Source organism: Providencia sp. JGM181, assembly GCF_018257375.1.
Classification (GTDB): domain Bacteria; phylum Pseudomonadota; class Gammaproteobacteria; order Enterobacterales; family Enterobacteriaceae; genus Providencia; species Providencia lanzhouensis.
Map to the genome: position 1 here is coordinate 1 of NZ_JAERJY010000111.1, position 12,190 is coordinate 12,190.

General features: G+C 41.9%; 13 protein-coding genes. 6 read left to right on the plus strand and 7 right to left on the minus strand.

All coding sequences use genetic code 11. From position 1 onward, the window contains the following. Positions 1 to 391 precede the first annotated feature (391 nt). The 3 genes from JK188_RS13250 to pabB form a co-directional block, all read right to left on the minus strand. The gene (locus JK188_RS13250; RefSeq protein WP_036953382.1) at positions 392 to 1,756 is read right to left on the minus strand and encodes an L-serine ammonia-lyase; all 1,365 of its coding nucleotides are present in this window, start codon (positions 1,754 to 1,756) and stop codon (positions 392 to 394) included. A 204-nt stretch (positions 1,757 to 1,960) separates the two neighbouring features. Then, positions 1,961 to 2,521 (minus strand): CoA pyrophosphatase, encoded by a 561-nt coding sequence (locus JK188_RS13255; protein ID WP_211885765.1) that lies wholly within the window; start codon positions 2,519 to 2,521, stop codon positions 1,961 to 1,963. Beyond that, the gene (gene pabB, locus JK188_RS13260) at positions 2,514 to 3,884 is read right to left on the minus strand and encodes an aminodeoxychorismate synthase component 1 (protein ID WP_211885763.1); all 1,371 of its coding nucleotides are present in this window, start codon (positions 3,882 to 3,884) and stop codon (positions 2,514 to 2,516) included. The genes JK188_RS13255 and pabB overlap by 8 nt, the downstream gene beginning before the upstream one ends. Positions 3,885 to 4,022: 138 nt before the next feature. On the opposite strand from pabB, the gene JK188_RS13265 reads away from it, so the two are divergent. After that, positions 4,023 to 4,202: a YoaH family protein gene (locus tag JK188_RS13265; protein ID WP_036954826.1), complete on the plus strand. Its 180-nt coding sequence runs from the start codon at positions 4,023 to 4,025 to the stop codon at positions 4,200 to 4,202. A gap of 202 nt (positions 4,203 to 4,404) precedes the next feature. Further along, complete coding sequence (yebF, locus tag JK188_RS13270; RefSeq protein ID WP_036954829.1) at positions 4,405 to 4,770, plus strand: protein YebF; 366 nt, start codon at positions 4,405 to 4,407, stop codon at positions 4,768 to 4,770. 223 nt (positions 4,771 to 4,993) lie between these two features. Here yebF and JK188_RS13275 read toward each other — a convergent pair whose 3' ends face one another. Continuing rightward, complete coding sequence (locus tag JK188_RS13275; protein ID WP_036954833.1) at positions 4,994 to 5,224, minus strand: DNA polymerase III subunit theta; 231 nt, start codon at positions 5,222 to 5,224, stop codon at positions 4,994 to 4,996. A 291-nt stretch (positions 5,225 to 5,515) separates the two neighbouring features. On the opposite strand from JK188_RS13275, the gene ftnA reads away from it, so the two are divergent. From ftnA to JK188_RS13295, 4 genes are all read left to right on the plus strand, one after another. Beyond that, positions 5,516 to 6,019, plus strand: coding sequence for a non-heme ferritin (gene ftnA, locus JK188_RS13280; RefSeq protein WP_006658792.1), 504 nt, complete (start codon positions 5,516 to 5,518; stop codon positions 6,017 to 6,019). Positions 6,020 to 6,236: 217 nt separating this feature from the next. Beyond that, positions 6,237 to 6,623 (plus strand): copper homeostasis periplasmic binding protein CopC, encoded by a 387-nt coding sequence (gene copC / locus JK188_RS13285; protein ID WP_036954840.1) that lies wholly within the window; start codon positions 6,237 to 6,239, stop codon positions 6,621 to 6,623. A 1-nt stretch (position 6,624) separates the two neighbouring features. After that, positions 6,625 to 7,521, plus strand: coding sequence for a copper homeostasis membrane protein CopD (gene copD, locus JK188_RS13290; RefSeq protein WP_036954843.1), 897 nt, complete (start codon positions 6,625 to 6,627; stop codon positions 7,519 to 7,521). 44 nt (positions 7,522 to 7,565) lie between these two features. Further along, on the plus strand, positions 7,566 to 7,913 hold the full coding sequence (locus JK188_RS13295) for a DUF2511 domain-containing protein (protein ID WP_211885760.1): 348 nt from the start codon (positions 7,566 to 7,568) through the stop codon (positions 7,911 to 7,913). 334 nt (positions 7,914 to 8,247) lie between these two features. On the opposite strand, the gene JK188_RS13300 is transcribed toward JK188_RS13295, so the two are convergent. From JK188_RS13300 to yebS, 3 genes are all read right to left on the minus strand, one after another. Beyond that, positions 8,248 to 8,481 (minus strand): DUF1480 family protein, encoded by a 234-nt coding sequence (locus JK188_RS13300; protein ID WP_211885759.1) that lies wholly within the window; start codon positions 8,479 to 8,481, stop codon positions 8,248 to 8,250. A 150-nt stretch (positions 8,482 to 8,631) separates the two neighbouring features. Next, complete coding sequence (locus tag JK188_RS13305) at positions 8,632 to 10,971, minus strand: MlaD family protein (protein WP_211885758.1); 2,340 nt, start codon at positions 10,969 to 10,971, stop codon at positions 8,632 to 8,634. Continuing rightward, a complete protein-coding gene (yebS, locus tag JK188_RS13310) occupies positions 10,946 to 12,172 on the minus strand; it encodes a paraquat-inducible protein A (protein ID WP_211885757.1) in 1,227 nt (408 codons plus the stop codon). Before yebS ends, JK188_RS13305 begins: the two co-directional genes overlap by 26 nt. Between the last annotated feature and the right edge of the window lie 18 nt (positions 12,173 to 12,190).

The following is a 12,190-nucleotide window of genomic DNA, read 5'->3' on the forward strand; positions in this document are numbered from 1 at the left end:
GAGTATAATTTTGGTTTATTTCAATAAGAAAGAGTGACACTCTGTTATCGGTAACAAAAAATTGGTTTATTTGATAAGAAATTCGTCATGGAGAGTAAAAAGTGAGCAAAAACAGGGCTGACCAATAGAATTTAAAGGAATAACAGAATGGAAATAGCGATTCAAAAAATAGAATCCCGCGTGAGAGTACTGAAGAAATAAAACGTTCGTAGACGATAAAAATCGAAAGCTGAAACGAGAAAAGCAAAAAGAGGGGAGATGTTATTTTGATGAAGGTGTTGGAGTTTAATAGACTTAATTAAAAAAATTAAATAAGCGCAGAAAGAGTGAGGGTAAAGCTCCCTCTTCACCATTTAAATGAGCAATGAAGAGGGAGGCTTAATCTTACTGATTAATCACACTGGACTTTGATAGCTAAGCCACCACGAGATGTTTCGCGGTATTTGGCATTCATATCTTTACCCGTTTCGTACATGGTTTCGATAACTTTATCGAGAGAAACGCGAGGCTCGCTGGTTCTACGTAAAGCCATGCGTGCGGCATTGATAGCTTTAACAGAGGCGATTGCGTTACGTTCAATACAAGGTACTTGAACTTGTCCGGCAACAGGGTCACAGGTTAAACCTAAGTTGTGTTCCATACCAATTTCAGCTGCAATGCAGACTTGCTCTGGGCTTGCGCCAAATAATTCTGCTAAACCTGCCGCCGCCATTGAGCAGGCAACACCAACTTCGCCTTGGCAACCCACTTCTGCACCCGAAATAGACGCATTCATTTTATACAGAATACCAACGGCGCCGGACGCTAAGAAATAGCGCAAGTAAAGTTCTGGTGTAACGGGTTCAACGCAATGGTTGTAGTAGGCCAAAACAGCCGGAACGATACCACAAGCACCGTTAGTTGGCGCTGTAACAACACGACCACCCGCTGCGTTTTCTTCGTTAACGGCCAATGCATACATGTTGATTAAATCAACCACGTTCATCGGGTCATTAGACAGTTTACTCGCAGAGGTCACTAAGCGGTTCAGTGCCGGTGCACGACGAGGAACGCGCAATGGACCTGGAAGGACCCCTTCAGTGTTCAGGCCGCGTTCAATACAGGCTTGCATGGTTTTCCATACATCCGCAAAGTAAGCGTCAATTTCTTCACGAGGGTGCAAATCCAGCTCATTTTTCATCATCAGGCTAGAAATCGATAAGCCAGATTCTTTACATTTTAGGAGTAATTCACTCGCGGAATTAAACGGATAAGAGACAGGTTTACTGTCTGAAGAGGTTTGACCAAAATGTTCTTCATCGACAATGAAACCACCGCCGATGGAATAATAAGTTTTAGTGTAAATTTCCTTATCGCCAGCAAAGGCGTGGATAGTCATACCGTTTTCATGTAACGGTAAGTTATCTTGACGGAAATTCATGCCACCCTCACGTGGGAAATCAACAGTATGAGTGCCATTGGCTAATAGCAGCTTTTCTGTTTCTTCCACATTCTTGATAAAGGATGGAATTGATTCAATGTCAACGGTAGCAGGGAGGTTACCTGCTAAACCCATAATAATGGCGATATCGGTATGGTGACCTTTACCTGTTAGGGATAAAGAGCCATAAACGTCTACTGCGACACGGGTGACGGATGGCAATAATTGCTTATTGACCAAATCATCGACAAATTCTTTCCCAGCTTTCATCGGACCAACGGTATGAGAGCTTGAAGGGCCAATGCCCACTTTAAACATGTCGAAAACGCTTATCACGCAGGACTCCTTAAACAAAAGATGAAGATATAGTGATTTATTTTAAAGGGCGCTACTTTACTGTTATTTCGTAGTGTTAACCAGTAAGTTTAAAGTATTTTTTGAAATAAGGTAGTTACATAAGGTGGATTGGTTATAAATAGCACTAATTGTATTTTGGATAGTGGAAAAATGATTGAATAAAAGGATTATTGACTATGAAGACTAATCCAGTTGTAGGGCAAGCTGATGCAGGATGGATGCAGTTAGACCCCAGACTAAGTGATTGTTATACCAATAGAAAAAGATCCGTTTTTCGCGGCCGGAGCGGTTGATATCCACATATTTATGTTTTTGCAGGGATAACGCATCAAACAGGGGGATTTCAAAAATAGAGGAAACTTCGCTTGGATTCGCCTGATAACGAATATTATCGGGAACAAGACCCACAATTGGGGTGACTTGATACCCGCCAATACTGGAGATAGGTGCAAGTTGCCCTAAGACCTGTACTTTCTCTGGTGGAATGGCGACTTCTTCGTAGGCTTCTCGTAATGCGGTCGCAATTAAGTTTGAATCTTCAGGATCGCGTGAACCGCCTGGAAATGCCACTTGACCGGCATGAGAACGTAATAGTGGTGACCGTTGCGTGAGCAATAATGTCGGATTGGATTTATTAATAATTGGCAATAGCACTGCGGCCGCTTTACCCGCCGATGTGGCGGGTTGGCGAGAAAGCGGGAGTGTAAATTGAAAACGGTTAATAAAGCTATTTAGCTCAGTCATCGCTATCGAGTTTTCCTAGTTTTGGCAAAATCAGGCGTAATTTGTCAAAGGTTTCTTGGTACTCTTTATCTGCTTGGCTATCAGCAACAATACCGCCACCAGCCCAGCAATAAATCTGTTTTTTATCAGTTATCAGTGTACGGATTGTGATGTTCGTATCCATATTGCCACAGAAACTAATATAGCCGATTGCGCCACAATATCCATGTCGACGATTGGGTTCTAATTCTTCAATGATCTGCATTGCACGAATTTTCGGGGCGCCCGTAATGGAACCGCCAGGGAAACAGGCACGCAGTAAGTCGGTAGCTTTGTATTGGCTGTCTAATGTGGCAGTGATAGTGCTCACGAGGTGATGAACTGCGGGAAATGGCTCCACTTTGAAAAGCTCAGGAACGCGTACGGTGCCCGGCTTAGCAACGCGTCCAATGTCATTGCGCAGTAAATCCACAATCATCAAGTTTTCAGCACGATCTTTTGGCGAATTGGCTAACTTTTCTGCTTGGAGTTGGTCTTCTTCTGGTGAGTCTAAGCGAGGCAAGGTTCCTTTAATCGGGCGAGTTTGAATTTCACCTTTCTCTAGTAAAATAAAGCGTTCAGGAGAAACACTGATAACCGCATTATCGGGTAAGCGAATAAACGAGGAGAATGGGGCACGGTTGCTTTCATTCAGCGTTAAAAATGCATCCCACTCATTGCCCTTATATTTGGCTTTAAAGCGCTGGGCTAGGTTGATTTGGTAGCAATCCCCCTCACGTAAATATTGATGGATACGGGCAATATTTTCATGGTATTGCGCTTCGGTCATGTTGGCATGCCATGGGGATGTTAGTGCGAAGGCACTTTTACGAGAGGCTTTTTGAGCCTGCAACCAAGCGAGTCGTTGCTCGACATCTTGATGGCTGTATAAGGTCACACGCTGTTCATGATGGTCAACAATAAGAGCCCATAAATAGATGCCCACCGCCATATCGGGAAATTGCAGTTCAGTGGTAGCAAGTTCAGGAAGTTTTTCGATACGGCGACCTAAGTCATAGCTCCAAATTCCCATTGCACCACCTTGGAACGGCAGAGTTTCATCAGTAAATTTGGCGACTTGATATTGATCCATATATTGCTGTAAAAGGGCAAAGGGATCTTTTTCTGAAAACTGAGCAGGCTGATTTTGCGCTTGAATTTCCGTTTGCAAACCGCGCGTTAATAGGGTGACAGCTGGATCAGCGACAATCATATCGTAACGGTTATGAGAGTGTTCAGCTTGACCAGAATGAAGCAGCATGGCCCATGGTTGGTGCGATAACGGTGCAAAATAATCTAATGCCACATTGGGGTTGTAAGGGAGTTGTATTTTATTAATAGCCATATCAATCAATTAAAATCAGGTTCCACAAGTGAATAATGCCAGATTACCATATAATCTTACCTTATTAAGGTAAGAGCTGTTAAAATTTGCTGAAAATCTTAACGTATTAAATAAGTCTGCAATTTAAAGAGGTTGATTATGTTTTCAGGTATGCCAGCACTTTCCCACGCAGAGCAACAAGAAGCGGTTGAACGCATTCACCAACTGATGGCAGAAGGCATGAGCAGCGGAGAAGCGATTGCGCTGGTTGCTCAAGAAATCAGGGAAAACCATCAAGGTAAAGAGCAAATTGTTGCTCGATTCGATGACGAAAATTAATAATTAATAAACATCCTATTAACATTTAAAAATATTTCTGATAAATTCATATCAGTTAAGTCATTTTGCTCATAGGTTTGATTTTTACAACTACACTAAATAGACAACGTCTGCCTATACGCGCGTTGTTAATGATGCTGCAGTTTTGGTGAGTACAATGGATCTCAATTTCATCTACATTTCGTAGATGCCGGAGGACGGTATGAATGTTAATAAAAAAATAGCAATGGTTTTAGGCAGTTGTGCGCTTGTATTAAGTTCGTTTGCATTCAGTGCTAACAAGGAAGAAGGTAAAGCAGCGGCATTTGTGAGCTGTGGCAATCTTACTGAGCCACAAATTGCGGCGCAGGTTAAAAATGATTTTATGAATAACCGGTTACCACGTTGGGCGGATGAAAAAGCGGCCGTGGGTAAAAAAGCGGTTGCATGGATCAATGATAGTGAAGTGACGAAAACGGAAGATGGCTACTCGCTGCCTTTAGTGGTCAGAGGGTCGAAATCCGATTTGCATTATCGTGTCGCTGTGGATTGTAAAAACAATACCATCACCTATAACACCAGCAAATAATCTGTGGGTTTATAGAATGAAAAAGGAGAGTCTAACTCTCCTGAGGTTGATGACAAAGAGGGATAAAACGTGGTTGTTCCCTCTTTGTGTTATCAGGCGAAAATCAATACATTGATTTTCCTTGTTAATTTTACAACCCAAAAGAGCCATTTCCAAAACTATAGGTTTGAAAATGGTCAAAGGAGAATTACATTCTCCTTTTTTTGTGTCTAAAATTCCATTCTTAGCGATTTCTTGGCTCGTAGGGCATGCGAGCGAAATTCATCGATAACTGGCGATAGTGGACCAGTCTTTCACGAAAATAATCTCGCAAATGTTCTGGTTGCTCACGTTCGATGGCATCAGGAATAATGGGAATATTATAACGTTCCTTAAAAGCAACACCGGAAGCCAGCAGGTCAACGTTAATTTTGTCCATCTCTTCTTTTGGGAGGGTGGCAAGATTGTGGCTCATTTCAAATCCTAACGGTTAACAACATCAGCGTGAATTGTAGCAATTGAAGTTCAAAAAATCTTGATGAAATAGTGAGATGGTTAGCGAATAAAATTAAATTCAAACATGATAATAGTAAGCAATTAGGATTATCATGATGAATAAAAGCTAATGCGACTGATTCGTGTTATTTTTACAAAAAGTTATTGTTAATCAATAAATTAATTTTTATAGGAAGAATGTTTTCTGAATGCATTTATTATGTTACTGTGGGATATAACTTCATAAAATCATCATCATTAAGGTAAAGATATGTTAAAAGCTGACATGATTGAAGCGTTAAATAAACAACTGAATCTTGAGTTTTTCTCCGCTAATCTGTATTTGCAAATGAGTGCTTGGTGTAGTGATAAAGGTTTTGAAGGTGCAGCTGCATTTTTGAAAGCTCACTCACAAGAAGAAATGGAGCATATGCAGCGTTTATTTAATTACCTTAGCGATACAGGGGCATTACCACGCTTAGGCGCGATTGCTGCACCACCAGAAAATTTTGATTCTATCGCTGATGTGTTCAATAAAACGTATGAGCATGAGCAATTAATTACTTCAGAAATCAATAAACTTGCGCATTTAGCCATGACCACCCAAGATTACTCAACATTCAACTTCCTGCAATGGTATGTTGCAGAGCAGCATGAAGAAGAGAAACTGTTCAAATCTGTACTGGATAAACTGGGCATGGTGGGTGAGTCTGGTAAATCATTATTCCTGCTGGATAAAGATTTGAAAGGCTTAGCGGCAGCGGCACACGTTTAATTATTCTTTTCAATAACTCGATTTTTGGGTTATTTATCAAGCGCCAATTCAGAGATGAATGGCGCTTGTTCTATTTTTGCGAGTGAGTTTTATTCGCATTTTGTGCCAAGCCTCACAAGCTGAATGATAAAATCTGATTTTATCGCTGCGTATCGTATTATTTTCCGTATAATGATTGGCAATATATCTAAATTCACCTGCAAATTAAGAGGTTACTATGCCAATCAACCAAATAAAATCTTCTTGGCGTAAATTAAGTGCGGTCGCTGTACTGTTCTTAGGTATGTCATTCCAACAAGCATTTGCTCATGCGCATCTTAAAGATCAATTACCTGCTGAGGGCGCGGCATTAGAGCAGGCACCAGAAGCTATCACATTAAACTTTTCTGAAGGTATTGAAGTTAACTTTACTAAGGTCAATGTAACGGATGAGAACAAGCAAATAATCAAGACGGGTAAAGCCGCGTTAGATCCTAGCAATAACACCAAAGTTATTATTCCTGTTGAAAGCAAATTAGCCGCAGGTAAGTACGATGTTCAATGGAGCGTTGTCTCTGTTGATGGGCATAAAACCAAAGGGAACTATAGCTTCACTGTGAAATAATATGTCACTGGAAGCATTTTATACCTTAACGCGATTTGCTCATTTTATCGCCGCAATGTTGATGTGTGGAATGTCGATGTTTGCGGTGATAGTTTCCCATGGGCAATTTCGCGTACTACTCCAAGATGCACTGAAAAAAAGCATTATATTTAGCGCAGTTATTACTATCATCACCACATTTTGCTGGATGATTGCACAATCTGGTTTGATGGGCGATGGCTGGGAAGATGCGTTGAATATGGATATTTGGCAAGGTGTACTTGGCACTACCTTTGGTCAAATCTGGCGTTGGGAAATCCTCAGTGCTGTCGGTTTGTTTGCCGTTCTATTTATACGCCCGATCACCTTAAAACTTTATCTCATTCTTGGTTTCTCCGTCATTATTCTGGGTCTGCATGCCTTTATTGGTCATGCGGCGATGCATGAAGGGTGGCTGGGAATTGCTCATCAAACTAATCAATTCATTCATTTAATTAGTTGTGCGTATTGGTTTGGGGGCTTGTGGCCTTTCCTTATTTGTATTCAATTTTTACGTAGTAAAGAACAGTTAAAAGCAGGGCTAGAAACGCAAATTGTTGTATCAATGAAGCGTTACTCGCAATTAGGGCATATTGCTGTGATTTGTGTACTAATAACGGGGATTATTAATAGTCTGATTTTATTGCCGGGCTGGCCATTCACCTCAACACTATCCGAATACCAATCTTGGCTATGGCTAAAAATTGCGTTGGTTGGGTTGATGGTGCTATTGGCATTAACGAATCGTTATTGGGTCGTACCACGTCTTCAACAGCAAGGGCAGATTAATTATTTGATAATAAATAGTTGGGCTGAATTGCTGCTTGGTACGATTGCCATCCTTGCCGTGGCTATTTTTGCTACCTATCAACCTGTATAATGGCGCATATCTTTGTATAACCCCGTTTGACAAGGTCATTTTCAATGAAATTCAAATTCATAATTTGTGCGTTAGTACTGGGTGGAACATTCAGTACGGCGATGGCGGCTCCACTGGCGAGCGTTAGCAAAAAACAGTTTGGCGACGATTGGCCGCTAAAGCGTGAAGAAGTAATGTTAGAGTGTCGAGCGAATGGCGCATTGGTGGTCATCAACCCATCTACGTTAATGCAGCATCCATTGAATGGTATTGCAACGGCACAAATGGAAAAGAAAGAGATCCAAGCACAACCGATTGATGTGCTATTAGCGCCTATCGAAACCACTAAATCAGTTGAAGAGCGAGTATTACCGCTGAAGCAAGCCGCCGAGAAACTATGTGAGAGTAAATAGGATGTAGTTAGCCTTTAGCTAGAAATATCAAGGAGATGGCAATTGAAAGGTTTTGCTGATTGCTTAGATAGGTTTAACTTATCATGCAAATAGCTCAATCTTAGAAAATTAAGCAATAAATTGTGTTAAAAATATGTAAATTAATTGCTAATTTAAGTGGTAAGAACGTAAGCTGAACGCTAGTATTAGGGAGTACTTTGTTACGTCTCAATGGCAATTTTAGCGCACGGCTCTGCCAGAGCCATTTCCCAAGGCCCGGTAATCGGAATCTACCAGGCCTCTTTTTTTTGTGTTATTTCCCATCTAACCGTTCTATTGAATACCACCATCTTCATCAAGCAATTCTCATTAGCCAATGATGATTTTCTTTATCATAACGCTGGCGATAGAGCAGAACCGGTTTTTCATCCAGTGTCGCAGGGATACTCGTGTGTTCATCCCAACCATCCAATTGCATACAAAACTCAGAATCGGAATCGCAAGGAATACTCACAGTATCACTACGCTTATCAGTCATGACTGCATCATTGATTTCATAGGAAGAGATTTTCAATTTAACTATGCTCATAACGTTTCCTCTTTACTCTTTATTTTTACAATAAAAAATTAGCCCAACGAAATTAAGCATAGTATAAATGGAATTCGTTTCCAAAATATATTTTCAGTAGAATGGAATAAAAAAGGCGTCATGCTGTGAAACATGACGCCTTGTGAGGGATTATTTTTTGGGAATAGGGGTTCCCCAGTCTAACCAGTCCGCAGGTGGCTCTAATTTCAGAATGAAATGCTGATCAGGCTTAGCTTTAGGTGCCAGTGGCACTGTTGGCGGGGTTGCCAGCGAAATTCCACCACGAACAAACTGCTTGAATGTACCGCTTTTCACTACGCCGCCTGTTAAACCAAAGGCGAGATTGTAACCGGAAGATAACCAGAACTGGGTATTATCGCGGATCAGATATTGGTATTCTTTACCTATGCGTGTTGCAATATAAACGCGATCGGAAAGTTCTCCCAAATAAAGCCCAGTGACGGTTCCGATTTCTAATCCTCTAAACAGAATTGGCGTTCCTACCTGAATAGACCCCGCTTCGCTAGCATCAAGGATAATGGTGAGACCATCGAGATAACGGGAATCTGTAATGTTGGCAGTTTGCAGTTCAAATTGGAAACGGCTCTTATTACTGCGCCCAGGCTCTGCACTGATATACGGTTGGATCAGCGTATCGAGGTTGTTAACCCCCGATGGGGAAAGTTCAGGGGTCACAATGGCGAAACGGCTGCCAATTTTGGTGAAGTTTTCTACATATTCAGGATACAGAATCGCTTTCGCTTTTACTTCGCGGTTATCCGCAGACAGTTTCAGTGATTCGATTTGTCCGATATTAATCCCTAGGTAGCGAATAGGCATGCCTTCGGATAGCTTAGACGCATCAAAGGTTGTCAGTGTTACCGCACTACCAATCGCTTTTGCCGCCGTTTCTGATGGATAAAGTGTATGTTGGCGTGAAGTATCTAAAGAGCCAGTTTGAATATTGTCAAAGCTAATTGCACCACTAAACGCACGGCTGAGCGGGGAGGCTTGAACTGTTAAACCTCCAGCATTTAACTGAACTTTAGCACCACCTTCAGCCCAGAATACGCTTTGTGGAGTCAATAAATTACGGTATTGACCTGAGATATACACATTCACTGCAAAGCCGTCATTGTTTGGTTTAATCGACACAATTTTACCGACTTCAAATTGGCGATATAACACCACTGAACCTTGTTGAATGTCGGGAAGGGTATTGGTGTTTAGCGTAATGGTGGTCGGTAACATGGAACCTAAAATACCCGCCTTGGCATTTTCATCGGTACGATATAACGGGAATGAGTCTGGTAATGTATCTTTCCCTTTTCCTGGAATGATATGTAAGCCACCTTCCAGCCATTCTTGAGGTGTCGCACCTTGGAATTGCAATCCGCTCATACCTAATTGCACATCGACACGGCTATTGGCGACAAATTTACTGTCTTGTTTAACCAAATGTTTAAATTCATTAAACACGGCAATTTGGAACTGAACATTGTCATCTGTTAAGTGACGTTGTAACACTTCACCGATTTTTATTCCGCGGTAGATAACAGGTTGCCCCACATTTACCCCGAAGGTATCCAATGCGGTGAGGGTAAGTTGCAAGTCTATATTGCCTTGCTGATCAAGCGGTTTGACATCCTCTTTACTCGGCTGCAATTCATATTGCTGCCCGGTTTGTGCTGGCAGGCTGTTTTCTGGGGAATCGAATGCGACAGCGCCATTGATCACTGCCGAAAGGCTTTCCATTTTGATACTGGCGCCAGTATTTAAGTCGAATCCTCCCTCAATACCAGAGATATTCCAAAATTGGCTATCCGATCGTACGAGATTCACGTAGCGTTTTTTAATAATAACCGCGATGGATACGCCTTTATTTTCAGGTAATAAGGAGTAATCAGAAATATAACCGACCGGAACTTTACGGTAATAAACAGGGGAGTTTTCGTTTAATGCACCTAAATCTTTCGCGGTGAGGTAAATGAGTAATTCACCTTCGTTTAAGTTTCGCTGAGGTGGTGTATCGAGCGCCACAAATTGGGATTTTTGCGAGCCAGTGCTTGGCTGCATCCCAATATAGTTCCCACCTACCAGAGCATCTAAGCCTGATACACCGGCTAGTGAGGCTTTAGGCGTTACTAGCCAAAAGCGCGTTCCAGAAGTGAGTGCAGAGCGCATATCTTTATTCACATTGGCGGTGACAATTACGCTTTTCATATCGCTACTAATAGAAACGGTTTGCACCATGCCAACATCCACACCTTGGTAGCGAATTGGCGTTCGACCTGCAACAACGCCAGAGGCAGATGAAAATTGAATGGTAATTTGCGTGCCACGTTCCACCCATTGTTGGAATAGCAGCCAGCCTGCGATCATGATCGCGATGATGGGAAGCAGCCAAAAGGGCGAAATTGTCGTCCTTTTACGGCTGATAACCTCCGAAACTTCATCCGAAGCTTCATTTTGATGGTTTTGATTTTCCATAAGAATCCCAAATTAATCGACTGTCTAACCACTCAACAGCAAGGATAGTTAAAATAACAGCGGTACCAAAATATAAAGCCGCAGGCCCCATAGTAAATGACATTAGCATATCGCGGTTAACTAAGGTCATCATCAAGGCGATGACGAATAAATCTAACATCGACCAACGCCCAATCCATGAGACGAATTTCAGTAATTTCATCCGTAACACAGGGTCTGTATGGCTTTTAAGTTGAATTGAAAATAATAACAGTATCATGATGATAATCTTTACGAAGGGCACCAAAATACTGGCAATAAAAACGATAATAGCAATCGGCCAGTTTCCTGAATCAATTAAGGAAACGACACCGGAATAAATTGTATCTTCTAAGCGTCGCCCATTTAAATAAAACGTCGAAATAGGCAGTAGGTTAGCAGGGATTAGCAATACCATGGCGGCAATCAGTGCGGCCCATGTTTTTTGTAAGCTTAAAGGTTCGCGATGGTGAAGTGGGCGGTGGCAGCGCTGGCACTTGCCTTTCTTATTGGGTTCGCCAGTAAAATGGCAGGCTAGGCAGGTTTCTGCATGAGGCGCATCTGCATTTTCTTCTAAAGGATAAAGCCGCCGCCACAGTTCATCGAGATTAATATGGATTAAAATGATAATACTAATCAAAGACATAGTACTAAACGCAATCAACCCGTGCCCGACATAAACTGTCGCGTAATCTTGCATTTTAATCGCGGCGATACCCAAACCGACAAGATAGACATCCAGCATGACCCACTCTTTGAGATGCTTCATCATCAGTAAAATAGGGCGCATGTTGATGGCCAGATAACGTGCTAATACCAAAGATAAAATCGAAATAGGCAAAAGTAGCGGTGCAGCTATCGCACAAAAAGCCACAATGCTGGCGGTAAAAGGGTCACCTTGCTCGCTAATTAAGCGGACGCCATCAAGCACGTTAGCATTGATTTGGGTGCCAAATAGATGAATAGAAATCAATGGCTGCCAAAAAGCGATGGGCGCAAGAAGCAATAAAGTGATAGATAATAGAGCAAGACGACGGAGTGACCATGAGCGCCCATCATTTAGTTGACTAGAACATCTTGGGCAAACAATGACTTGCCGTGGTTGAAAAGGCGGAGTCACTATTTTTTGGTTACAATGGCAACAACGTTGCAAATTCATGGCAGTATGATTAATGTGGGTCATATATATTGATTGCTGTCT